This window comes from Microbulbifer sp. MI-G (assembly GCF_030440425.1).
GTDB lineage: Bacteria > Pseudomonadota > Gammaproteobacteria > Pseudomonadales > Cellvibrionaceae > Microbulbifer > Microbulbifer spongiae.
Genome location: NZ_CP098023.1, coordinates 2175933 through 2202575, shown reverse-complemented (window position 1 = coordinate 2202575; position 26643 = coordinate 2175933). Strand labels below are relative to the sequence as shown.

The following is a 26643-nucleotide window of genomic DNA, read 5'->3' as shown; positions in this document are numbered from 1 at the left end:
GACTAATAATGGAAAAGTGTGAAAATCGGCTTGCCGTTTGGGTTATTGAAAAACGCTGGTTAGTTATATCACTTGCATTAAGTATGGTTTTAATTGCAGCGATTGGTGTCCGTAATTTATATTTCACAAATAATTTTCGCGTATTTTTTAGTGAAGAAAATCCCAACCGATTAGCCTATGAAGCACTGGAGAATACTTATACGAAAGATGATAATATACTGATCGTATTGGCGCCGGATGACAAAAATGTTTTCACAAAAGATAATCTTCAGTTGATCCGGGAGTTGACGGATAAAGCCTGGAAGGTGCCTTTCTCAACGCGTGTTGACTCAATCACAAACTTTCAGTATAGCTATGCAGACGGCGATGAGCTCAGTGTTCACGATTTAGTGGAAAAGGATCAGCTCCTTGATGAACAATCGCTGCGTAAAATTCGGGAAATAACTCTCGATGAACCACTGTTATTCAGGCGGCTCATTTCCATAGATGCGACAGTTACGGCGATAAATGTAACCGTGCAGATGCCGCGGAAAAATGAAATAGCGGAAATCCCTGCAGCGGTAAGTTTTGCCAGATCTATGGCGGAGGAAATACGTCAGGAAAGGCCGGATATCAAGGTTTACCTGACTGGAACACTGCTGCTAAATAATGCCTTTCCCGAATCATCACAGCGGGACATGAAAAAATTAGTCCCTTTTAGTTTTGCAGTCATGCTTATCCTGCTGGCTGTCATAGTAGGTCGATTTTGGGGTACGTTGTCAACTTTTTTGGTTATTCTTTCATCAATTCTGGTAGCAATGGGGACTGCTGGTCACTTGGGATTTCCGCTCTCGCCACCCTCGGCACTGTCTCCCTCGATTATATTAACAGTTGCAATCGCGAATTGTGTTCATATTCTCGGATCCATAAATTTTGCTATGCGTAGAGGTTCAGGTAAGAAAAAGGCACTACAGGAAAGTGTTCGGGTCAATGCGCAACCTGTGCTGCTTGCTTGTGTAACTACTGCGGTAGGATTTCTATCAATGAATTTTTCGGATGTTCCGCCTTTTAATCATCTTGGCACAATAGTAGGGGTTGGTGTACTGACCTCCTGTTATATGTCTCTGTGCCTTTTACCCGCCTTGATGAGCTTATTTCCACTTAGACCTCAACAAGGTGAGAGAAGAGGTGGTCAATTAATTGAAAAACTCGCAGATCTAGTGGTACGTCGCAGGGTAATTTTGTTATGGACAACCATGGCTATTGTGGTGCTACTTATTGCAAATATTCCACGTAATGAGCTTAACGATACTTTCTTACACTATTTTGATGATTCTATTCAATTTAGAGTCGATAGTGATTATACCACTAACAACCTGACAGGGTTGTACTATCTGGGGTATTCGGTTGAGTCCGGAGAGTCAGGCGGTATTCACAATCCCAGGTTTCTAGCTGAACTGGAAGCATTCGCCCAGTGGTTTCGCCAACAGCCAGAGACAATTCATGTCAGCAGTATTACTGATATTCTTAAGCGTTTAAATAAAAATATGCATGGAGATGACCCGAATGCATATCGATTGCCTGTTGACCGGGACCTGGCGGCACAGTACATATTGTTATTTGAGATGTCACTTCCATATGGTTTGGACCTCAATAATCAGTTAAATGTTGATAAGTCTTCTACACGCCTGACCGTGTCCGTCAACACCCTGTCATCACAACAATTATTGGCATTAGAAGAAAGAGCAAATGACTGGCTTAAAGAGAACGGCTCACATATAAAAATAACCCAAGCAACAGGTACAAATATTGTTTTTGCCAAACTCGGCATGCATAACATCAAGAGTATGCTTTTAGGAACAACTGTAGCCCTGTTAATTATTTCCTTTTTGCTAATGATTGCTTTCCGCTCTGTAAAATTCGGACTTATCAGTTTGATTCCAAATTTAGTTCCTGCTGCCATGGGATTTGGTTTGTGGGGGATACTGGTAGGACAAATTGGACTTAGCCTTTCAGTCGTAATGGCTATTACTATGGGGATAGTGGTGGACGATACAGTACATTTTTTAAGCAAATACCTGCGGGCAAGAAAAGAACAGAATATTAGTAGTGAAAATGCCATTCGTTATGCGTTTAAAATGGTAGGCCCAGCTTTAATCACAACTTCCTTTTTATTGGTGATTGGTTTTTCAATACTGGCCACATCAAGTTTTTACCTAAATGCTGGCATGGGTCTTTTAACCGCGATTGTCATCGTGTTTGCGCTCCTTGCCGATTTGCTGTTGTTACCTGCAGTGCTTATGAAGATTGAGGAGATCAAGAATGAGAATACCGCCTTTAATCATGATCACCCTGTGTCTGGGTCTGTATAGCACTTTGTTAGATGCAGAGATTAAACCTATTGACCCAGTAGCTAAAGGGTTTGAAATTGCCAGTGAAATGATTCGCCGCGATTCAGGTTGGGTAGACCAGCGTGTGGAAATGGAAATGATACTTTCCAATAAGCAGGGAGAGAGCAGCACACGATTGCTTAAAATTAGCCGGTTGGAAGTGGAAAACGATGGAGACAAGACATTAACTACATTTCATTACCCAAAAGATATTAAGGGAACTGCATTTTTAAGCTATACGCATTCACTTGATCCAGATGATCAGTGGCTATATTTGCCAGCGCTGAAAAGAATTAAGCGAATTTCTTCCGTTTACAAATCTGGTCCCTTTGTAGGTAGTGAATTTGCTTATGAAGACATGACATCGCAAGAACTGGAAAGATACACCTATAAATGGCTACGGGATGAAACTGTCGACGATCGAGAAGCGTTTGTGATCGAGCGTAAGCCGGTTTACGAATATTCTGGTTATCATCGCCAGATTGTATGGCTCGACAAAATTATGTACCAACCATTACGCTTAGACTACTACGATAGAAAGGACAGTCTGTTGAAAGTGTTAACTTTTGAGGGATACAAGCAATATTTAAATGGGTTTTGGCGTCCCGAAAAAATGCTTATGGAAAATATTCAAACCGGAAAAAAAACATTATTGATAATGAATAATTACCAATTCGAGAACGGCTTCAATGATAGGGATTTTGATCGCAGTGCATTAAGACGCAGCCGGAACTAGGAGTTTGAGCTGTCGTACAGGTTGTTCTGCCCCAGTTATGACTGGAGCAGAGTACAGATATTAAGATTTATTCTTTGCTAAATAGGATACAAATAGTGTGTATAGACAGGTTGACCCGATCACAACAACAGCCCCCCAAAATGATATGGGGAGAAGGTACTCGGCATCGGAACCTCCAGTGGCGATAAGGTAAACCCACTCATCTAATGCCAAGCATAGACCAACTCCAAACAATAGTGTTGCGAAGTTAAGAAGCTTGTCATAGCCCTGCAAGATTATTAAAGGCACACAGGCAATGACCATCAACACTAATCCGGTATACAAATGATGGATATTGTATGGGCCTATGTCGAGGTTTGTACCTGGAGAAAAGTACAGATATGTACGCATAACAATAAAGCATACAACTATAGAAGACAAAAAAAGAATAAGACGGGTTTTGTTTAGCATAACGAGGTCCCTTGCATGGTTCTATATGTAGTTTAACGGGATTGAGGATAAAACAAAACAGTGATTTTCTATACACTTTTTGACTGCCAGCAAAGTGGAGAAACTTATGATTTATTGGATTCGGTACGGCTTGCCTATTGGTACGTTATTCACAGCTTTGACTTTTATATTCTTTATTGATTTCCATGAAGGGGAAAAAATAAAGTTTGATCAAGAACATTTAGATGTCAATGGAAATGTGATCAACCCATCCACACAATCCCTCAACCGTTATTATTCTGTCCTTCGAGATATGAAACGTGTTGACGTCGAGTTTTCTGAACAAACCAAACGAATATCGATGGTCATTAGATCAGAAAATGCAGATAATGAAGATAAAAAAATATATCTCAATCATATCGATGCAGGATTTCTGATACCTCTGCTTCCCTATGCACACGATAGTGAACTGGATAATTTTGATAAGGCAAATCTTATGCTTGCCGAGTATGCAAGGAATGGTATCCAATTAAGTTATCAACAAAGCAATAGTCTGTATGGTTACTTCAATTCCAAAGATGGTTTATTCAGTAATGCCGTTGAGGAGTATCACTATCGCAACGGCTTAATCCAGCCAAAGCCAGATTTGCAACCAACCCGCTTCAGCGTAACCAACAACTGTCTCAAACCCGGATTGTGGGAATTTAATGCAACGGATTCTGTTGGGGAAATGTATCATAGTTGGTTCGACTTTCCTAAAGATACCTATTACCGAATGATACGCTCAATAAATGGAATAGAGAGTTCAGATTTTGCATTGTATTTGACACTGCGGTATCAAAAGGATCTGTCAAATGTAGAATTGCAACTGGAAAAACTTCGTACCAAGCAAGATACCATCCTGACAGTCAAGCCAACGGTTGTATTGAACAAGCCGATTGCGGGATATTCTACCCAGGATTCACGCCGTAAAGTGCAAAAGGGATATTTCAAGATTATTAGAGATGAACAACAGCTTGAAAAGAAATATGTGTCAGAACTCAAAAAGGGAGATGTTTTTCAAGTTAAACGATTTGTTGCTCCTGGCGTATACAGCGAAACCCAATCTGAGGAAATACCCTTTAGCAGTGATTGGAACTTTGCTGCAATAAGCAGTGTGGTGCCGAAGACGAGTTATACAGCAAAAAATAATTTCAAAAATAAAAATGAATATATAGAAATATTTATTTATAAAGGAGACGGTGATCGCGGTATTGTCCTGGGCAATATCCCTGTGGATCTCTTGGTGGCACAGGAAGACTATGAGATTTCAGCTTTTGGAGTCGGTATCTTCCCCCCAATGGAATCGATAGAGCGTCGTTATCTCCGATACCACCAGGGTCCCATTCCTCACTACGCCTATGAAGTTCAAAAGAAGGAAGGAAAATGGGTATTGGTCAATAATCACGAAACTGGGTATGAACAGGTTTTCTTACGACCTTTCGAACGTGACGGAAAATGGTACTTACGGGTAAATATTGTTTCCTATGAAAGAATCGTCGATCTTGTAGAGTTGGAGTTGCCAATAGGAGGGATTTTACAAAAAAAAATTGTTAATGCTACTGATGCCTATGTGCCACCGTTGTTCAGGGTTTATGAAGATATCAATATTTTGTGAGAAAAGTCGGCTATGAAGAGACTTACTATAGGTATTACTACTGCGGTAATAATCGGTATTACAGTGTACTTTCCGTTGAAAAGTTATATTCTCAAGAAATACGGCGTATCCGAAGTAACCGTTGCCGTTAGTGTCATCAAACAATATTTAGGATTTGAGAGTACAGCTAAAATACAGCAGCCAATTCATTCTCGCAGAGAGGCGCTAGAGAAGCTTCCGGAAGCCATAACAATCGATTCTGAATATATACCATTCAGGGATATCGGATCATCACTGGGCGAACGGGCACTTAGAAATAATAGTATGCTCTGGTCACAGGGAGGGGCCATATTCGATGCAAATAATGATGGCCGGGAAGATATTTACCTTACTCACTCGGGCAGGCCTGTAACAAAAAAGGTTGACCAACGTAATGTACTGACTGGGGAAACCGCACCGGCCAAACCCAACGTTCTATACCTCAATCAAGGCAATAATGATAGCGGAGTGCCAGTATATCGTAGTATTCAAGATCTTACAAAAAACGGTAATAGTCTATTTTTGGAACAGGAGTTGTTGATTGAAAATAAATACAATCCCCGTCGTACCCCGGATGACGATGAGTTTTCTGTGGGTCGTATATCCACTGGTGCTATAGCAGCAGATTTCAATGGAGATGGCCTTCTGGATCTTTATGTATTGGCATCCCACTATGGCATCATGGCTCAGAGCCATGAGTTGGGATTTCCATCTTATCCTGCAAAGAACCACTTGGGCAGGGAGGCTCGCAGCGCTCGAGAAGCTGTGGTAGTCCGAACGCCTGCTTTTCTCTGGGGAGAGATGCAGGACGGTAAAGACGTAATGGTTAATTTTGGCGAACAATTTGAAGCCGAGGGGCGGAATTCTCTGTTTATCAACCTCGGAGACAAGGATGGAGATGGTTTGCCGGAGTGGGAAGATGTGACTCATGAAGCAGGTGTTGGCGGGAACTGGACCTCTACCAGCGCTGCCGTTGCGGACGTAGACAGGGATGGCGATTTGGATTTGTATGTTGCCAACTTTCTCGATCCTGATTATTGGGGGTTTGGAGCAAAGTATTTTGCCGGCAATCCAAATCAGCTCTACATCAATCGACTCGTTGACACCGGAAAGCTGACTTTTCAAGATAAAAGCGCGACTTTCAATGTGTCTGGCCTGCATTTAGAAGAGGGACTTGAGGCCAGCGTGTGGCGAGATAAGGATCAATCTTTTTTCAAAACCTCGAAGCATATCGTAGATGGTAAACAGGTTGGTGAGCAGGCTGATCACAGTTGGTCGGCGATGTTTATGGATTTTAACCAAGATCACTGGCCAGATCTGGTTGTCTCCAATGACATGAGTAATCGCCTGCGGATCTATGAAAACATTCAGGGCAAATCTTTTCACTACCTGAAAGCTTTTAACGATGCGGTATGGGATGGCTGCTGGATGGGTTTGTCGGCCGGAGATCTGAATGGTGACCTAAAGGAAGAATTATTAATCGCCAACTGTGGCAGTCAAACCATGTCGGCAAAAAATACCGGATTGTTGGTTGAAACTGAGGAGGAGTTGAACCTAACTGCACTCGCATACATTAATTATATGAAAGGTAAGAGCACCTTACACCACGCTGTGCTGGAATATCACGGAGGCAATAGCGGATTTCATGATCTTTCGGGTAAGGTGAAAGTCAATCATTCTTCTCACATACCACCGGATATGTCAAACCCCATGAATTTCACTTTACGTGACAAGGATTTTTTTGAGAGAAATAATTTCTCTACAAGTTTACGTGCCTATGAATTCGCTTGGAACCTTTCTCTGCTTGATATCGATAACGACCAGGATCTCGATCTGTATATGGCAGGTGCTCTCGCCAGGGGTAATGACAACTTCATTGGTGACACACTAGGCAGCCCAGGTCGCCTTCTGGTCAATGAAAGTTCCGAGGGCGGCTATGAATTCACAGACAGGACTTTGGAGTATCAATTACTGGATATTCGGCATATGGACTACACCCATAACCCTCCTCGTCGTGTTGCCCCGGGCACTGGTTGGACTAAGAGAGATTACATCTATATAAGCGATACCGATGCTTATAGTTCCAGTGGAGTGGATGCGGCGGAAAGTACTATCCGCGATATTTTCCGGATGCATGAAGCTGCCAGTGCAACCCTTAATGCAGATGTAAATGCAGATGGATTTATCGATATTTTAGTAACCCATGCCGGAGGTTATAATTCAGTTTCTCCCCAGGCGAGAAACCTGAAAGTGGAGTTTGGTGGGAGAATTCTTGCTGTCCCGGCACCCAATAAGGTAGTTAGCCCCCCAACGCAGTTTGAGGAAGGTCATACCTCATTGTATATCAACGGTGGTTCACCTAAAAACTCACAGGGCAATTGGGTGAAGATTCACCTTCGCGATCAGAGTTCCAATAACTTGTTTGCGATCGGCGCCAAACTAATTGTCAATAGAGATAAGCTATATTATACACGAGTTGGCGGTTCGGCCTTTGGAGCTGTCACTACAGACCTGCATATTGGCTTGGGAGATGAAGCTTTACACTCTGTTGATATTACCTGGCCATCCGGAAGTACGAATACACAAAAGATAGTTCTAGATGATCCAGCTATAAATCAAAAAATTTGTATCGATAGGAAGATCGGTGTTTATAGCTGTAACCTCTGACTTTCATATCAAGAGTCAAAGGCTTAGAGTTTAGGAAAGATTTTATAATACGAAAATTACTGACACGTAGGTATTCAATTTAAAATCATATTATGCCTTTTAGTAATATAAGTTTACTGCAAGCCGATCTGTATTTCATGAAAGACATATCGCTTCGCATATTTTCAGCAGGTACTTTTTTCTTGTGCTGTTATGCTTGGCCGGTAGGTTTCATTTACGCTCATGAGCTTACCGGCAACGTTGCGATGGAAAAGAGATTCTTCTATCAACCCCCTGTATATCTGGATCAATCACGACATGAAGATCCCTCGGTTTCTCTTGGAATCGAGTACTATCACAATTGGGATAATAACCACCAATCCTTAGTATCCTCTTTATTTTATCGCTATCAAGATAGCGGCCGAAAACACTTCGATATCCGTGAACTTTATTGGGAGGGTGTCTCGGACATTTGGGAGCTACGCCTCGGATTTAAAAAAGTCTTTTGGGGGGTATTAGAGTTCAGGCATCTGGTAGATATCATCAATCAAACCGATACACATGAAGGTCTCGATGCGGAATCCAAGCTGGGCCAGCCTATGGCGAACTTGACTCTGATTAAGGATTGGGGGACCTTCGATTTATTCCTACTACCTTATTTTAGGGAGCGATCTTTTGCCAATGCTGAAGACAGATTGCGGGCACCTTTGCGCGTCGATCACAGTGAGAGTACCTTTGAATCCGGGGCTGAAGAAAAACATCTCGATCTGGCTCTAAGATATGAACATTTAATTGGAGATTGGGAAATTGGGTTCTCGCATTTCTACGGTACGAATCGAGACCCCAGTTTAATATTGGTCAAACTACCGGATTCTTCGCCTGTACTCAGGCCTCATTATTCGGTTATCCACCAAACTGCGCTTGATATACAGTTGACTACCGGCAACACCTTATTTAAATTTGAAGGTTATCATCGTGCTGAAGATGACTCAGCTTTCAATACTGTGGGTATTGGATCCGAGTATACTTTTGTAGGCGTTGTAGAATCGTCAATTGATGTTGGTGTTCTAGCGGAATATTATTATGATGATCGCGGCATCGAAGCGACGACTCCATTTGAAAATGATTTGGCGTTCGGAACACGTATTGTCTTCAATGATTATCAAACGACCTCCTTAATTTTTGGCATGGTTGTTGACATAAAAGATAATAGTCGTATTTACACTATCGAAGGCTCCCGACGCATCAGTGAGTATTTATCAGCTGAGTTACGCGCACAGATATTTTCAAATACAAATATTGAGGAACACAGTTATTCATTCCGCCAAGATGACTATTTTGAGATTTCAGTATTATATAATTTCTAAATATAGGTGTAAAAATTAATTAATGGCGAGTCAAGATTTAGATATAGATGTCGGTAAAGCCATGAAGCTGGGAATGAGGCGGCTTGCATCAGGAGTTTGTATACTCTCAACAAAATGTGCTGAGGGGACGCCATTTGCAATGACGGTTTCCTCAGTTACTTCGGTATCGGATACACCACCCTCACTCCTGGTTTGTGTTAACAACACAACGTCGACCGGCGAGGTTTTAAGAAAAGGTGTACCCTTTTGTATCAATGTGCTCTCGTATAATCAAGAGCTAATCTCCAGGTATTGTGCTTCTTCTGGCTCCAAAAATATGCGTTTCTCTGACAGCCGTTGGAAACATGTTAGCAGCAATGGCGTACCTTATTTAGAGGGGGCTCAAGCAGTCTTTTTTTGTGAGCAGGATAAAACCATATTGTATAACACACATGATATTGTCATCGGGCGTATTCAAGAGGTATTGGTGGAGGCTGGACCAGTCTCTTCTCTGATCTATCTCGATGGGAGTTATCAGCAGCCTTAATGGAAAGAAGGGAATACTCTACTAGCTTACATCAAAAAATCTTGAGCGGATTGACTCGGCACTGCTGGGTTTTGGATTGTTACCGTTGAGCAGTGGTGACCATTTGGGTATACGCTTCGTCGGTTGAGAGCGGGATTTAATGGACCAGCCTATCGCCAAGGCCTTTAACAATATAATGACCTGAAATGTATATTTTTGTATATAATTCGTTGATATTTTGAAAATCTCATAAAGTGACAATTCTAGTACATGATTTGATCTACTTAACTGCCGAACGCTTATGTTTAACCAGATGCTGAATATCAACGCAAATATTTAAAAAACCAAAATAAATATTTTAGAATCAATTTATTAAGGGAACTTCTTAAGTAATTTCTGCCCAATAATATCGAACACTCAACCTCCGACCCAGTATGTTCGTCAGCGTCGGCGCATGAGGGAAAACGGAAATGACGGTGAGTAGCCTGCAATGTGATGAATCTTATGGCTTCTAATAGAGTTTACTATTCGATATAAGTTGGCAAACTCTGTAGAATGGGGTCCCAACTAGAACCCGCACTTCAAGCTTATTCATGGCAACCTCAAAACCCGTTCCACAATATCCGACCTACAGCCAGCCTAGGGATTCAGCTTCAATGATTACTCAGAGCTTCGAGCATTCTTGGGCACTTGACTGTTTTTGGGTGAATTGACCGGCAAGCAGTCAAACACTCAGCTCTGTAGAACTTATGGCTTTCCATCTAGTTCATTGCAGCTATGAGGTGTGAAAAGCTGCCTCAGGTAATGAATCTTGGCAGAGTCCAACCATGTTCCTGATTCCCTGTGAAGCCTTTGCTATTAACCCAGAAGTCTAATCATCACCATACCGCAATACCGCCAGTCTTCCGCACACAAGCGTGAACTGTGTCTCATTTATTGGTTCAGGAGAGATTTATACTTTAAAATGTATATTGCATACAATAACTAAAATTGCGTAGTGAGACTGAATCGATACACGGAGAGTGATATGCGGATCGTCAAAAAGTGCGTAGTACCTATTGGTTTCGTTCTATTGGCAGGATTTTCAACTCAATCTCTTGCCGCAGGCACCTGTCCCGTAGATGGCTCTGACACAGTAGTGCCTTTGAGCAGCTTTGATCCTCCACCACAGGCCGGAACACCGAAACTGACCCCGGATGATGTGATTACTTTTCTAAATGAAAAGAATATCACCACCATGAAAGGTTTTCTGGATGTCATGCCTGATCATATGTTGAAGAATTTCGCATTGATCGAGCACACCGAGACACCGGGTAAATCCTCGATAGAATACCCACGCATCCTGATGTTTGGTTCAGACGCTCGGTTTATGGTGAATATTCCTACGGATCCCACCGATCCGGACTATGAAAAGCTTGATGTTTCTTATCGTCATGACGACGGTAACTGGGAATTTTCCCAATTCGACTTCACTACCACCCCAGCTACATTGAATAAAAATCCGGCCTCATGCATTCAGTGTCATGGCAGTCCTGCTCGCCCATTTTGGCAACAGTATTTGAACTGGCCCGGTGTGTTTGGTGATGATGACAGTGATACCAACGCCCCGGAGACTCTCGAACCCCGCCATGCCAGACGCTTTCGTGAATTGAAGACTGGCCAGGGCAACCCGGATCGTTTTCATAATTTATTATGGGAAGACCGGTACGAGGACTACCGGGCTCAGCACCTGAAAGACAATGTTTACGGTTTTGCCATGTCTATTTTCAATATGGCGATTGCCAGCCAGGTAGCCGAGGGGGTGTCATTGCGGTTGGAGAGTCATCCGAATTGGACTGATGTGCGCCATGAATTTCTGTACTCCCAGTATTGTGATCGTAGAGCAAGGCTTGCTGGGCCTGAACAGAAAGACAAAATTGGTCAGTTAATTGACTCTCTGGGTGGATCCGGTAATACCATTATAGATTTCTACGCAGCCCTGGGAATGGATGTAGACCAGGAATTTAAAATCCACTGGCTGCGCACTGATCCAACGCCACCCGCAGACGACTACAATATCAATACAGACAGTTTCTGGGGTGTTATGTCCGGGCTGATTCTGGATGACTTGAGACAAGCTGATCCCAATATAAAAAATATTCTGCAGTCTGGCCCCAATAACTTTGGTGTTTTTGGATGTCCAAATCTGGGACGCAGTACCGATGAGGTACTGGATTACAAGATGCTGCACTATTATAAAATCCGTGGCGAGGCACGTCAGCAAGTCCAGGAAACTTTTTTCGATGTTGATATTTCCCGTACTGATCAGGTTGTCACTGATCAGGTAAGAGCACCGCTGTGTAACTATCTCGCCTCCAACCTGGATACATCTATTCCGGATAGCAATAATGGTAATAAACTGCCTATTGCCAATGCCAATGGCCCCTACTCAGGTCAGGTGCATACCAGTATCAGTTTCAGTAGCAATGGCTCATCAGACCCTGACGGATCAATTACTGCATATAGCTGGGATTTTGGCGATGGCAACAGTAGTCCACTTGCCAGTCCAGATCACACCTATACCTCAACTGGTTTGTTTAATGCCAAGCTGACAGTAACTGATGACAATGGGGATAGCAGAGCAGACACTGCTACTGTGACAATAATATCAGGGGACGTGAGTGGCCTGGAAAATGTCTGTTTAACAGAAGAACCTCACCCCAGTAACGAGCACCAGTTGATTAGTGCCGATGCTGTGTGTGTACCCGCTAGTACAAACCCCAATAATATCCAGTACTATTGGATCTATGTACCTGAGGACACTAGTAGTATCCAGATCAACAGTGGTTATGGCAGTGGCAATGGCAACGTTTACTACAAATCCAGTACCTGGGCAACCTCGACCACCTATGACCAAAATTCAAGCAATCCAGATAATACGGAATCAATTACCGTATTCAACCCCAGTTCAGGTTATCGGTATATTAGTGTTATTGGTGCGCATTTAGGGATGACACTGCAGGTGGCATTGGAATATTGAGTGAGTTGTAGTAGCTCAGACTGGAGCCTTTCAACAATCAGTGACTTGCCAAGTGAGGTCTGAACTACTACCGACTTAGCGTTTAGAACGGGAAATCGTCAGTGCCCATGTCGTCATTGTGCTTGCTAAGGGAGTGTCTCTCTTCCAATGCACTTTACGCTTATGCAACTGGATACCTTGGTAGGGCAGGGATGCTCTTCCGTAACAAGCATCTGTCCGGTGGGAGAATGATAATAATCTCTTCATTGGATGCACTGTAATGCATATCAAATCACCGTCCAGAGACTGCTTGGCAAGATACACACCTCCCCCAGTGAAGGGAGGTGATCCGTCAGGTTTGCCGGCAATTGGCATCTTTTACTTCTCACTCAGAACGTAAAAGTCGCCTGTTTTTTCGAGCAGGACACCGGCCTCTCCATTCGGAAATAGAAAAAAACGCGGATCTGAACGATTCGTCGCGGGATCTGGCCCCACGAGGTCATTGAGTGAGTTGCTGGGGCCAATTGGTTCACCGCTCTGGTCAACCAGATTAACAATGAAGAGTTCAACGTCGATTTCAGTGAGCTTATCGGTTGTTGCGTACACTTCCCCGCTGGCCAGGTCACCCATAACAAGGGTAATCTCCTTGAAAGACCGCCTGGTTACTACGGGTCCTGACACTGCAACGGCCGTGAAAGGAGTCATTGTGCTACGCCCATACTGAGCGAGAGGTTGGTGGAACCCTGGCTCAGGAATTGGAGCCTCACCAACCGACGCAGGCTCATCACCCAGCTTGAAGGGCTGACCCTCGCCTACGTAAAAAGTCCCTTCGCGCGCGAGGCCATCTGCGCTTCGGCCCCAACCGAAGTTTTCAATCGTCGATGTGTCAATAAATTCACTCCAAGGAATAAAGTTGACCTCTTCAGCCGTTACGCCGCCAATATCCGTGAACGCAATGCCCGGGGGCAGTGTAGTCGCCTGCATGTGCTGGACATTCCGGAGACCCTTTGCGGCAACTTGGAAATTGCCGGTGCGCGGATCGACAATCAAGAGCTTACTGAGGTGCGTGCTGTCGTCCTGTGGAGCGCGGCGTCCATCCATGCCAAACGGGAGATTGTCACCAGTCGTATAGGCGAGCTTGTTTCCAGGCATGACCGTCAGTCCGCCGCCGCGGTGAAAGGGACCCTCCTGAACTTGGATGCCGAGGACAGGCCTTGGGTTGAAAAGCTTGCCGTTCCTATATTCAAACTCGATGAAGACGTGATAGACGACTTCAATTGGAGCGGGGTTGAAAAACAGCTGGTAATCCGGCGCATCAATATTGTAAATGTCTTGATTGAAGCGCTTGAATTCTTCAACTTCCCCAGTACCACTGCCGTTGAAGTTTCCATAACCGAGTTCAGGAGCAAAGGTATCGATGAATTCGAAATCCTCACGACCGCCAGATGGGTCACTGTCGGGATTCGGCAGGTAGCTGGCGGGAATTCCAGCAGGAAGTGTCCGCGAAGTGAACACCATATAGACTTTTTTCCATAGGGGATTTCCGACGACATTCATCAATGCAAAGGTCCCCACCGGTTCGATCTCTGCCGGGACCTGCGATACATCAAAGATCTGCCTAGTTATTTCAGAATGTGTATCGAAGCTATAAATGGCGATTGGATTGTGGCTGATAAGGAATAGTTCTTTGAAACCATAAGGTTGCGGCGAAGCGATGTTGTCTCCTGGTTTTACGGACATCGTACCAGCGGGTTTCACCTCCACTGTCAGATTCGAAGGTGAGGCGGGAGGTGCAATCTGTGCATGCAGGGTGACAGTAGGCAGAAAAATGCAAAGAAGTGATCTCAGCAGCAACTTCAGCGAATGTTCCACCGCGTGTACTGCAATGGCTACGTTGTGCTGCGACATGTTGGTTCCTCACGGTTATTGACTTCAGAAAGCACAGATCACCTGCGACGTCGCTGTCTCAGGGTGTGTTCGGGCCTCTCCACTATCCTTAGAACAGGACCATGGAAGAAACTTTCAAAATCTCTTCTGCGAGTTGATCAGAAGCTTTTTTCCATCAGAAACACCAATATCAGATGTGGCTTAGGGCATCCAAGATTCAGAGACGTTTATTGCCTATTCTGTAGCCTGAGTCTAGGTTCCTCTTAGCTTAGTGCTGATATCTTAGTATCAAGGTTTTCTCTATCCTGTTTCAAGCGAAATCTGCATATCTATGGCGCCCATGTCTTCACAAGTGGCTTTTATCCTTTACCTCTAATCTGCCAAACTCAGGCGGATAAATTCACAGAGATATCTCTAATTTCTGCAAAAAAGAGTTTTCAATAGGCAATATTCGTCCTCGACTCACCTTCAATCTCCAAGATCTTCTTTTTATCAATTTTACCTACAGGAGTCATCGGAAGGCTTGATCGCACATGAAGATGTTCTGGCAACTTGAAAGTTGCCAGACCTCTTTCGATCAGAAAACTGCGTAGCGTTTGTAGGGTAGGCACTTTGCCGTTACATACAATGGCGGCTCCAACCCGTTCTCCCAGCGCTGTGTCTGGCATAGGGAGTACGGCCGCTTGTAGAATATTTGGGTGTGCGAGTAAATGCTCTTCGATCTCATCACATGCGAAAGTTTCTCCTCCGCGATTAACAACATCTTTGATTCGACCGGTGACAACGATATTGCCATCTGGCTGTATTCGTACCCGATCGCCGCTACGATAAAAACCGTCTGGAGTGAAGGCACGGCGGTTGTGTATTTCAGCACGATAGTAGCCTCTCAGCGTATAAGGACCGCGGGTGAGTAATTCTCCCTCTTGGCCTGCGACAACATCCTGCCCAAAGTCATCCACAACACGCAGCTCATCCAGTGGGCTCATGGGTCTGCCCTGAGTGGTAACAATCGTTTCATCGGTATCACCGAGATGGGTATAACAAACGAGCCCTTCAGCCATACCAAAAACCTGTTGCAATGCGTCGGGAAAGGCAGCCATGACAGCTTGGGCATCGGATTTGGCAAGTTTTGAACCACCAACTTGTAACAGATGTAGGGAGCTAAGGTCCATTGCCTCCCAAGCGGTCGCTGCAGTCCAGACTTGGGCCAGAGCCGGGACGAGCGCAGTAGCAGTAACACCGAAGCGCTCTATCAGTTCAAAGCATTGATCCGGGCTGGCATCTCGAGTAAATACGACTTGTCCGCCCATTGCCAGGGTGCCGAGAATGCCGGGGCAACCAAGTGGAAAATTATGCGCAGCAGGGAGTACGGCCAGATAAGCCTCATTGCTTTGCAATTCGCAAGCAGAAGCAGCGCAGGCAATATTGTAACGATAATCGTTGTGACTGCGTGGAATCAGCTTGGGGAGACCCGTTGTGCCACCTGATACCAGGAATAAAGCCGGGGCATCGGGATCTGTAGAAGGTGGGGTAAAATCGTCTTCTCCCTTGGGTAAAGGGTCAAACGGGTCCATGTCATCAGCGCTGTATATGCCACGCAGGGTTTTAGCTTGTTCAGCGATTTGCTTTATCATGCTGAGACGGCTTGCATCCCCCTCAACTCCAGAGGTGATATACACGCTTGCACCAGACAACTGTGCAAAATGACAGATTTCATTTTGGCGGTGTGCCGGTAAAGACATCACCGGCACCAGTCCTGCTCGAAATATTCCGAGTAGAGTTGTGGCAAAACTGACCTGATTACTCCACTGGAATACCACGCGCTCCCCTGTGTTGAAACCTTTTGCCAGTAACCCTGCGGCAATAAGGTCGGCCTCTTTCAGCAGTTCGGCGTAAGTTAGCTGGTGTGATAAATCACGAACCGCACAGCGGTCTGGCAAATCCTGGGCATTGCGCGCAATCAGTTCCCAAATAGGTTGATTATCCCAAATTCCCTGTTGTTTGTAATGAAGTTCGATTTCTTCAGGATGAGGCTTGAAACCGTTAAGTAAATCGTTATTCATTTTGATCTCCTGTAATTAGTAGCTGGAGCAGACTAATAAGACTCGCCACTATTTCACATTTCTAAATTTAAAAATACAGGGTAGTATCTACAATCCAAGTCATTTATCGAGATACGTTTTTATGTCCTGCGCCTGGCTAAATGTTCCTCGCCCCAAACCCAATGCAGCAATACAACTTTTGTGCCTGCCCCATGCTGGTGGTACTGCTGCACTGTACCGGCCCTGGGCAAAACTACTGCCGGAGTCAATTGAACTAGTACTCGTCTGCCTGCCGGGCAGGGAGCAGCGCTGTAATGAGGTGATGCCAGCAGATATGCGGAGTTTAATCACGTTACTGGGTAATGCCGTCACCTCCATTCTCGATCGACCCTGGGCCGTATTTGGGCATAGCATGGGCGCAACGGTTGCCCATGAGTTGATTCTCTCTTTGCAGGGCCGAAACCTGTGTGGTCCTGAGCATCTGTTTGTGTCTGCTCGCAAAGCTCCTCAGTTTCAAGAAGTTGGAAATCTGCATCAACTGGATGATGATTCCCTATGCCAACAGCTCATACAGCTTGGTGGAACTGCTCCTGAATTGTTAGAGATACCGGAATTACGGGCCCTGCTTCTCCCCACTATACGCCAGGACTACCATTTGATCGAAACCAGTAGGGTGTCTTCGGATCAATATTTGAATTGCCCGATTACAGCCATGGTGGGCCGGGATGATCCTGAACTCACTGCTGACGATGCTCGTGGCTGGCAACGGTGGACCAACTGTCATTTTCATCTCCATGAATATACTGGCAATCATTTTTATTTCTCTGAGCGCCCCCATTTAGTGATTAATCACATAGTACAGCAACTGCGTATTACGTAAGTCTGGAAAAGACCAGAGTTGCCGGGACATCATCCGTTAATTGCTACCCATCCTGCACAGATTCAGTTAGCGATCGCTCTAAATAAACTGACGGAAGCACTTTTTGTATCCGCGGTAAAAAAATAAGAACGAAAAGCGAAATAGGGTTGTAGAGGGGTTGCTGTCACTCCATTAACCTGCTAGTTAAAGCATTACCGTTATCCTAGTCACTACAGAGTTCACCCTGAACCATTAATCTCAAGTGCAGTGTAAAGATCGTAGAGTCCCGTAATCATCAAATTTCAAAAAAGTCACTCCCTTTCGATCTCTTCCATCAAGTTATCCAGAATAACCCATTGATTCAAAAAATGATATGTTATAACATTGCTCATTCAATGGGAAGATCGACTCTGGATGATAGAAAGTTTATGCAAGCAACCAAATTGCCGACAAAAGGTAAAAATCTTAATGAGTTCCGCCAGGGTATTGATGCCATAAACCACGAGATCACTAGATGGTTGCAGCAACCTATGGGCTATGCATTGTCTGCAGCACAGTTAAAGCCCAATGAAACCAGCATTCCTGCTCCAGACCAGTTCCGGCTGAATTGATTAATCAGTGTCACTGGGATGTGGAGGTGCAGTTAGGCGCCGATCTCTTCTTCTAGGCTACCCATTGATTTGCAAAATAATATGATAATGATTATCATTTACAATTGCAATGAAAAAATCAACTCTATAGTGATGGAGTTTTTATGCAAGCCGCCAAGTTGCCAATGGAATGCGAAAATCTGACTGAAATACGCCAGGGTATCGACGCTATAGATCGTGAGATTATCAGCTTGTTGCAGCAGCGCATGGGCTATGTATTGTCCGCCGCACAGTTCAAACCAGATGAAATCAGTATCCCTGCTCCAGATCGTGTTGTGGCTATGCTAATTGATCGGCGCCACTGGGCTGAGGAGGCAAAGCTGTGCGCAGACTACATCGAATTGCTATTTACCGACATTATCCAGTGGTTTATTAATCAGCAAACACTGCACTGGCGTGAAAACTATCGGGCGTCTGTGGGAGAGGATGTATGAAGGCCCGCTTCGAGTTTGCCGGCTTGAAGCAATGCTTGCAACAAGCAAAATTGCGGGCGAATCACCAGCAATCTAGGGTACTTGCATCGTATCTACTGCCATGCAACAGGCACGATCCACTCGCACTGTTTGCCGCAAACTATCAATATGAACGGACCGTGTGCTTGTGGAGTACACCCTCTAGTGATCATTACGCTGTAGGTTTTGGTTCTGCCTGTGAGCTTAGCTGTGCCCCTGGGGGATCCTGGTCCGAAATCCAAACTAACTGGCAAAAACTGCTGGCTTCCTCGGTGATAATCGGAGGTCATCAACCGGTTTTATACGGTGGATTTGCCTTTGATTGCCAGAAAGCACCGTCACTCCTATGGAAAAATTTTCCCACAGCCGTACTGACACTGCCTGATCTTATCTTTTTCTGTGAAAGGGACCGTAGTTACCTGGTAATCAACATTATGGTCAGTAGCCAAACGGATTGCAGCCTTGCTGCTAAGCGGGCGAGAGCACGGTGGCAAAGTATTGTATCGCGCCCCTTATCAGCGCCTGACTATGACAGTTTATTGCTGGATGGTGTGGATTTTGACAACAGCAGTACTGATGCCTTGAGCTGGCAACAGCGCGTCGTTGATGCGGTTGAGTCAATCAAGCGTAACGAATTGCAAAAAGTCGTCCTTGCGCGATCGGACTCACTAGCCGTGAATTGTTGTCCTGGGGATATTCTCAAGTATCTGAGAGAGTACTATCCCGGTGCATTTTTGTTTGCTTTCGTACGGGAAAAGAGCTGTTTTCTTGGCGCGTCACCCGAGCGTTTGGTCGCATTGAAAGATAAGTGTATTAATACTGTAGCACTGGCGGGTAGCGCGCCTAGGGGAAAAGATTTTGCAACTGATTATAGCCTGGGGTTATCTCTTCTCAACAGCGATAAAGACCGATTTGAACATCACTTGGTCGTTCAGCATCTCCTTTCTATCTTACGCAAATGCTGCCACAACGTAGCGGAACCGGAACCGCCCCAACTCTGCAAATTAAAGCAAATTCAGCATTTGCTTACGCCGCTGGAAGGCTTTGTGAAAGATGGCGTAAATCTGTTGGATGTCTTATCGGATTTACACCCAAGTGCTGCGGTGGGTGGCCTGCCGAGGAAAAAAGCACTGAAGTATATCCGTGAAAATGAAGGTCTGGATCGCGGTTGGTATGCCGGACCTGTTGGTTGGCTCAATGCCGAGGGGGAAGGGGAGTTTGCTGTTGCGCTGCGTTCTGCACTTTTTACCCCGGGCAGGGTGACACTATTTGCCGGTTGCGGCCTGGTTGAGGCTTCCCTTCCTACCCACGAGTATCGTGAAAGCTGTATCAAAATGCGTGTTATCCGAGACGCAATAAGGAGCGTATCTCTTGTCGCCGAAGCCGCAGGATAAATCAGAGCCAATCAGCCCGGCCAGTTTGTTAAAGGATTTAGTTTATCAGGCTATTGATGCCGATATTAATGACATTCATCCGCAGGCTGACTTAATTGCGCTGGGGCTCAACTCAGTACAAATCATGAAGATAGCTGGCCAATTAAGGCAGAAAAAGATCAAAGTAAAATTTGCTGATCTTATCGCGGTGCCTCAATTGGAAGCCTGGCTTTCTCTACCTCAGTTGGCTACTGGAACTGAAGAAAGTACCAGTGAACATTTATCTGTGCTGGGAGCCTTTGATGAAGGCACTCCCTTTGATTTGGCACCGATGCAACATGCCTATTGGATTGGACGAGACCCGAATCAATATTTAGGGGGCGTTGCCGCACACTTTTATCATGAGTTTGATGGCCAGGAAGTAGTACCTGATCGATTGGAACAGGCTGTGCGCTCCCTGTTCGAGCGACATGGGATGCTGCGTGTTCAAATCCTCGATGATGGTCGACAGCAGATTCCCGCTGAAGTGAGCTGGCCCGGTTTAAAGGTTCATGATTTCAGGCATCAGGCTGCCGCAGAAGCGGAGCAGAGTCTTATCGCTGTTAGGGAGCAACTCTCCCATCGGCAGCTGGATATATTGCAGGGCGAGGTTTTTGATGTACAGCTCTCATTGTTACCTGCGGAATTAAAAGCTGGCGGCACACGCCTGCATATTAATCTGGATATGGTAGCTGCAGATGCCTTTAGTCTGCGCGTGTTACTGAATGACTTGGCCAAGCTCTACCTGGAACCAAAGCACTCACTGGTACCGCTGAATTACAGTTATCCGCGCTACCAGGCTGACCGCAGCGCTCTTCACTCAAAGGAAGAGCGGCAGGCTGAGAAGCAGCAGGCCAAAGAACACTGGCAGGGTCGCCTGGCAGATTTGCCCGGTGTCCCTCAATTACCCACTGCGATAGATACTGAGTCTAAAGACACTCGTCGAGTGGTTCGTCGCCACTATAGTCTGTCTGCTGATCGGAAAAACCGGCTAGCGGAATTTGCGAGCCGTCACGGTATTACTTTGTCCATGACCCTGGCAGCGGCCCTTGCCGAAGTGCTTACGGTCTATAGCGAAGAGTCAGACTTCCTGCTGAATCTCCCCCTGTTCGACCGGGAATCCCTGCACCGGGATGTCAACTCTCTGGTAGGAGACTTTACTTCTTCGATCTTGCTTGCCTGGCAGGGCAGCCAGAGTGGAACCTTTGTTGAGCGTGCACAGCGTTTACAACACAACTTCCGTCAGGATGTAGCGCACGGGAGTTATTCCGGCGTAGAGGTGCTGCGTGACCTCAGCAGGCAACAGGGACAAACGGTGTTTGCGCCGGTTGTCTTTACCAGTGCGCTTGGGTTGGGAGAATTATTTGGCGAGTCAGTTCGCAGTGCCTTTGGAGATGTCAATTGGATTATCTCCCAAGGGCCACAAGTGTGGCTGGACGTACAGGTTATGGAACTCAAAGGTGGCCTGTCCGTAAACTGGGATGCGCGGGAAGCTGCTTTTGCTCCCGGCGTCCTGGATGGCATGTTTGCCGCCTTTACGCAGTTACTGGAATGCCTGATCGGCAGCCCGGAATTCTGGGCCCAGCCGATACCATCGCTGCTGCCAGCGGAGCAAAAGCAGCAGCGCCAGCAGGTTAATTCCACAGCCAAGCCATACCAGCCTCACCAATTACATGAACATTTTTTTAGCAATGCTAAAAACTGCCCTGAAGCAGTGGCTCTCTATTGGAACGGTGATCAAATCCGTTACGGGGAGTTGGCCCACAGTGCTTTGGCGATGGCCGCGTATTTACAGCTTCAAGGTGTTGAGCCCGGTGATTTGGTCGGTATTTTATTACCCAAGGGGCCGGAGCAGATTATTGCAGCCTTGGGCGTATTAGCGGCAGGAGCGGCTTATCTGCCGCTGGGTATAGACCAGCCACCGTTGCGTAGACAGCGCGTACTCAAACTTGCCGGAGCCAAGCTGGTTATAGATAACTTGTCTGTGCTCTCTGGTGTCGCGCCTTTATCCCAGCCTGTGGTGGGAGAGGCAAAAGATCTCGCCTATACCATTTTCACCTCTGGTTCTACCGGTGAACCCAAGGGCGTCGAAATTAGTCATGGTAGTGCCTGGAATACCATAGCGGACATTAACGCGCGCTTTTCGGTTAACGAAAATGATCGAGTGCTCGCCGTATCAGCATTGGATTTCGACCTTTCCGTTTACGATATTTTTGGGCTCTTGTCCGCCGGCGGTGCACTGGTATTGGTTGAAGAGGAATCCCGGCGGGATGCTGAGCGCTGGCATCAGCTGGTGTGTCAGTATGGCGTTACTGTTTGGAATACGGTGCCGGCGCTGTTGGATATGCTGCTGACCACGGGTGGTGATACTCCAGCTGGCGAGCTGCGCCTGGTTTTAAATTCTGGCGACTGGATCAGCCTCGACCTGCCGGAACGGTTAAAACGAGTTAACCCGGATTGCCGCTTTATCGCTTTGGGTGGCGCCACTGAAGCTTCTATTTGGTCGAACAATTTTGAAGTCAAAGAAGTTGATTCCTCTTGGCGATCTATTCCCTATGGTTACCCCTTGGCTAACCAGCAATTCAGAGTGGTGGATGCCCTGGGGCGCGATTGCCCTGACTGGGTGACAGGGGAGTTGTGGATCGGTGGTGCTGGCGTTGCTTTGGGGTATCGCGGTGCTCCCGGTATCACTGCAGCCCGTTTTGTGACAGACGAAGGCGAGCGCTGGTACCGCACCGGAGACTTGGGCCGCTACTGGCCGAACGGATGCCTGGAGTTTTTGGGCCGCGCCGATAATCAGGTCAAGGTGCGTGGACACCGCATTGAACTCGGCGAGATTGAAGCGGCACTGACTGCGCACAAAGGGATTGCGCAAGCGGTGGCACTGCTGACTCAGCGAGGTGTGGTTGCGGTTGTCGTTCTGGAACCCAAATTATCGCAAGGGAATATCAATCCAGAAAAGTACTTTGTTGATTTGCAGCAGTTGCAGGAACCCTTGAACGACCTGCGTGAATTCCTGAGCCAACGATTGACCAGCGCCATGCTGCCCAGTGAGCTTTGCTGTCTCGCCGAAATACCTCTTACCGCCAATGGCAAAATTGATCGCGGTGGTTTACAGCAGTTTGCCGATGAATCCCTGTCGCAGCACCAGGCAAAGCAGAACCCACCGCAAGGTCAATTGGAGCAGCAGGTGGCTGTCGCCTGGTGCAAATTCCTCGATGTTACCGATATAGCGCGGGACGATAACTTCTTCGCACTTGGGGGTGACTCCCTGTTAGCAACCCGTGTTGTGCGAGACCTGCGCGAGTCTGGCTTTGAAGGTGTCACACTTTCGGAATTATTTAGCCAGCCCAGCCTGGCCGACTTTGCTGCGACATTAGTTCAAGATCCAACTGAGAACCCACAGCGAAACAAAGGTACTAGCGAAATTGCTGCCACACAGTGGCAATCGGATAAGGCCAACCGGTACACCGCTTTTGAACCTACCGATGTCCAGCGGGCCTATTGGCTGGGAAGGGACCCGGAATTTGTTTTGGGTGGTATCGGTTGTCATTTTTATCGCGAATACGATGTTGTTGATCTCGATCTGGAGCGTTTGGAGTCTGCACTAAACGCCATGATTGCACGCCATGAAATGCTGCGGGCTGTATTCGACAGCGAAGGTCGACAGCGCATCCTTGCCGATGTGCCGAGATTTTCCATTGATGTTACAGAGGTAGACCGCGATCCAGCTTCTGCTTTTGCGCAACAGCGACAGGAGTGCGCGGAGCAGGTGTTTGAGCCCAGCAGGTGGCCACTGTTTGATGTCCGTGCGGTGCGCTGTGGGCGCAATACCCGATTGGCTATTGGGTTGGATAATTTGATTCTCGATGCTTTCAGTATTCTGCTGTTTTATCGTGAGTTAAATATCCTCTATCAGAGTCCCGGTATTGATCTACCTTCTATCGAACTCTCTTTCCGCGATTATGTGCGCAATGTACTGCCGCAAACTACCGCAGTATTTGATAGTGATCTTGCCGAAGGTCCACTGGCTGCCGCAAAAACCTTTTGGCAGCACAAATTATCGGAGTTGCCTCCCGCGCCCCAGCTGCCCATTGTGCGGGAGCCGGCATCCATTGAGCGCCCGCACTTTGTGCGCCATCAACAGCAGATTGATAAGGGGACCTGGCAAAACCTGGTTGCGCGCGCGGCTGAGCAGGGAATCACGCCTTCGAGCCTCCTTTTAACGGCTTTTGCCGAAGTGCTTAGTCGTTGGAGCAGTCGCCCTGACCTGAGCTTGAACCTTACTTTGTTTGATCGCCGTGAAGTTCACCCGGATATCTATCGAGTGATGGGGGATTTCACCTCCCTGACCCTGGTGGGTTACCGGCCAGAGGCCGGTGACAGCTGGTTGGTGCGAGCGAAAAAAATACAAGGGGAAGTTGGCGCGGCCCTGGAACATCGAGATATTTCCAGTGTTAGCCTGATGCGGGAATTAGCCCGCCGGCAGAGCGAGGCGGAAGCCACAATGCCCGTGGTCTTCACCAGCGCACTGGGTATTCCCGGTGGCACAGCGGCACCGGAGAATGGGCCTCTGAGAGAACCTATCTGGGCCCTGACACAAACACCACAAGTCTGGCTGGATCACCAGGTGGTCGAAGTCGAGGGTGGCGTTTTCTTAAATTGGGATGTTGTCGAAGCGCTTTTCCCAGAGGGGATGTGCGCGGAAATGTTTCAGGCCTATATCGGCTTGCTCCAATGGGCGGGTGACGCTGAATGGGATTCCACACCGCCTGATTTATTACCCAGTGCTCAACGGGAGCTGAGAACCCAGCTTGAAAAGCATATCGCAATTGATTCAACGGATAATTTGTCACAGCGATTTTTCCAGCAGGTAAAAGCAAATCCCGAGAATATCGCCTTATATTGGGGGGACGATAATTCCCTGAGCTATGGCGTCCTGGCAGAGCGTGCTTTGCGCATCGCTGCCTGGTTATTGCAAAGCCAGGTTTCATCTGCCGAGGTAGTGGCCGTTAACCTGCCCAAAGGGCCCGACCAGATTGCCGCTGTTTTGGGGGTACTCGCAGCGGGAGCCGCTTATTTACCTGTCGGTATCGATCAACCGCAGGCAAGGCGCGAGTCAATGTTGCGCCGTGCCGAGGTAAAAGTGGTGCTCGACCAAAGTGCAATTCAACAGGCCGAACAGTTCGCTCCTATAGATAAGCCTATTGCAACAGAAGCTGAGCAACTGGTTTATATCATTTTCACTTCCGGCTCCACAGGTGAACCCAAGGGCGTCGAAATCAGTCACGGTGCTGCCTGGAATACCATTGCGGATATCAACGAACGTTTCTCTGTTGATGAAAATGATCGTGTACTGGCCATTTCAGCCCTGGATTTTGACCTCTCTGTTTACGATATCTTCGGACTGCTATCGGTCGGTGGTGCGCTGGTATTGATTGATGAGGAGGACCGGCGGGATGCCGAGCGCTGGCATCAACGGGTATGTCACTACGGCATCACCGTCTGGAATACGGTACCGGCGCTACTGGATATGTTGCTCACTGTCGGTGCCGGTACACCGCCTGGCAAATTGCGTTTGGTATTAAATTCCGGCGATTGGATTGGCCTGGATTTACCCCAGCGCTTAAAACAAGTACAGCCCGAATGCCGTTTTATCGCACTGGGTGGCGCCACGGAAGCTTCTATTTGGTCCAACAGTTTTGAAGTTATAGAGGTTGACCCAAGCTGGCACTCGATCCCATACGGATACCCCCTGGCCAACCAGAAATTCAGGGTGGTGGATACCCAGGGGCGCGACTGCCCTGACTGGGCAACGGGTGAGCTGTGGATCGGTGGTGATGGTGTCGCCATGGGCTATCGCGGGGCGCCCGAATTGACCGAAGCGCGCTTTGTTACGGTCGATGGTGAGCGCTGGTATCGCACAGGGGATCTTGGACGCTACTGGCCCAATGGATGCCTGGAATTTTTGGGGCGCGCCGATAGCCTGGTCAAGGTCCGTGGCCATCGCATAGAGCTGGGTGAAATCGAAACCGTATTTAATCGTCAGATGTTTGTGCAACGCGCGCTAGTGCTGGCCACAGAACAACAGCTGGTTGCTGCCGTTGTGCTTAAACCTGAATGTCCTTCAACTTTTAGTACTGATGACTTGCGTGAGTACCTTCGCCACCATCTGCCTTCCTATATGGTCCCGGATTTCATTGTGACTTTGCCGGAAATGCCCCTAAGTGCAAATGGCAAATTGGATCGGGCTTCAGTATTAAAGCTCGTGCATGCAGTGGAAAAACCGCAACAGGAAAAAGCGGCTGAACTGGTGACGGATAACGAGCGCCTGGTAGCCCAGATTTGGCAAGAGCTTCTTAGCCTGCCCGTAATAAACCGCGATCAGAATTTCTTTGAATTGGGTGGCGATAGTTTATTGGCAACCCGGTTTATCGACCGCCTAAAACAGCAACACCGTTTGCTGCTTCCCCTCAGACGTTTATTTGCCTCTCCGAGACTGGCAGATGTTGCCGGTGCCCTAAGTGCAATGGAACCGCTAGTGGATGTTGATCCCGATACGGTGGAAGAGGGCGTGATATGAGCTTGTTGGCAATTTTATTTTTCAGCGATTGGA

The 26643-nt window shown here is 46.9% G+C and carries 14 protein-coding genes; 12 read left to right on the top strand and 2 right to left on the bottom strand.

Features of this window, described 5'->3' with window-relative positions; genetic code table 11:
• Window positions 1-8: 8 nt before the first annotated feature.
• From M8T91_RS09155 to M8T91_RS09125, 7 genes are all read left to right on the top strand, one after another.
• Entirely contained in the window at window positions 9-2351 is a 2343-nt protein-coding gene (locus tag M8T91_RS09155; RefSeq protein WP_301418961.1) for an efflux RND transporter permease subunit, read from the top strand.
• The gene (locus M8T91_RS09150) at window positions 2302-3105 is read left to right on the top strand and encodes an outer membrane lipoprotein-sorting protein (protein WP_301418959.1); all 804 of its coding nucleotides are present in this window, start codon (window positions 2302-2304) and stop codon (window positions 3103-3105) included. Before M8T91_RS09155 ends, M8T91_RS09150 begins: the two co-directional genes overlap by 50 nt.
• A 556-nt stretch (window positions 3106-3661) precedes the next feature.
• Entirely contained in the window at window positions 3662-5191 is a 1530-nt protein-coding gene (locus M8T91_RS09145) for a hypothetical protein (RefSeq protein ID WP_301418957.1), read from the top strand.
• Between the two features lie 12 nt (window positions 5192-5203).
• Window positions 5204-7876: a CRTAC1 family protein gene (locus M8T91_RS09140; protein ID WP_301418954.1), complete on the top strand. Its 2673-nt coding sequence runs from the start codon at window positions 5204-5206 to the stop codon at window positions 7874-7876.
• 137 nt (window positions 7877-8013) lie between these two features.
• Complete coding sequence (locus M8T91_RS09135) at window positions 8014-9222, top strand: hypothetical protein (protein ID WP_301418952.1); 1209 nt, start codon at window positions 8014-8016, stop codon at window positions 9220-9222.
• Window positions 9223-9244: 22 nt separating this feature from the next.
• The gene (locus tag M8T91_RS09130) at window positions 9245-9748 is read left to right on the top strand and encodes a flavin reductase family protein (RefSeq protein WP_301418950.1); all 504 of its coding nucleotides are present in this window, start codon (window positions 9245-9247) and stop codon (window positions 9746-9748) included.
• Window positions 9749-10754: 1006 nt separating this feature from the next.
• Window positions 10755-12746 carry a PKD domain-containing protein gene (locus M8T91_RS09125; RefSeq protein ID WP_301418947.1) on the top strand — a complete coding sequence of 664 codons (1992 nt, stop codon included), beginning with the start codon at window positions 10755-10757 and terminating at the stop codon, window positions 12744-12746.
• A gap of 357 nt (window positions 12747-13103) precedes the next feature.
• Here M8T91_RS09125 and M8T91_RS09120 read toward each other — a convergent pair whose 3' ends face one another.
• Both M8T91_RS09120 and M8T91_RS09115 read right to left on the bottom strand, forming a co-directional pair.
• Window positions 13104-14633: a PQQ-dependent sugar dehydrogenase family protein gene (locus M8T91_RS09120; protein WP_301418945.1), complete on the bottom strand. Its 1530-nt coding sequence runs from the start codon at window positions 14631-14633 to the stop codon at window positions 13104-13106.
• Between the two features lie 416 nt (window positions 14634-15049).
• Entirely contained in the window at window positions 15050-16675 is a 1626-nt protein-coding gene (locus M8T91_RS09115; RefSeq protein ID WP_301418943.1) for a (2,3-dihydroxybenzoyl)adenylate synthase, read from the bottom strand.
• 121 nt (window positions 16676-16796) lie between these two features.
• Here M8T91_RS09115 and M8T91_RS09110 point away from each other — a divergent pair, with 121 nt between their 5' ends.
• The 5 genes from M8T91_RS09110 to M8T91_RS09090 all read left to right on the top strand — a co-directional run bounded on the left by M8T91_RS09110 (window position 16797) and on the right by M8T91_RS09090 (window position 26610).
• Window positions 16797-17534: a thioesterase II family protein gene (locus tag M8T91_RS09110; RefSeq protein WP_301418941.1), complete on the top strand. Its 738-nt coding sequence runs from the start codon at window positions 16797-16799 to the stop codon at window positions 17532-17534.
• Between the two features lie 407 nt (window positions 17535-17941).
• A complete protein-coding gene (locus M8T91_RS09105) occupies window positions 17942-18124 on the top strand; it encodes a chorismate mutase family protein (protein ID WP_301418938.1) in 183 nt (60 codons plus the stop codon).
• A 143-nt stretch (window positions 18125-18267) separates the two neighbouring features.
• Entirely contained in the window at window positions 18268-18597 is a 330-nt protein-coding gene (locus M8T91_RS09100) for an isochorismate lyase (protein WP_301418936.1), read from the top strand.
• On the top strand, window positions 18594-20009 hold the full coding sequence (locus tag M8T91_RS09095; RefSeq protein WP_301418935.1) for an isochorismate synthase: 1416 nt from the start codon (window positions 18594-18596) through the stop codon (window positions 20007-20009). Before M8T91_RS09100 ends, M8T91_RS09095 begins: the two co-directional genes overlap by 4 nt.
• Window positions 19987-26610, top strand: a complete 6624-nt coding sequence (locus M8T91_RS09090) for a non-ribosomal peptide synthetase (RefSeq protein ID WP_301418933.1) — start codon at window positions 19987-19989, stop codon at window positions 26608-26610. Before M8T91_RS09095 ends, M8T91_RS09090 begins: the two co-directional genes overlap by 23 nt.
• The last annotated feature ends 33 nt before the right edge of the window (window positions 26611-26643 follow it).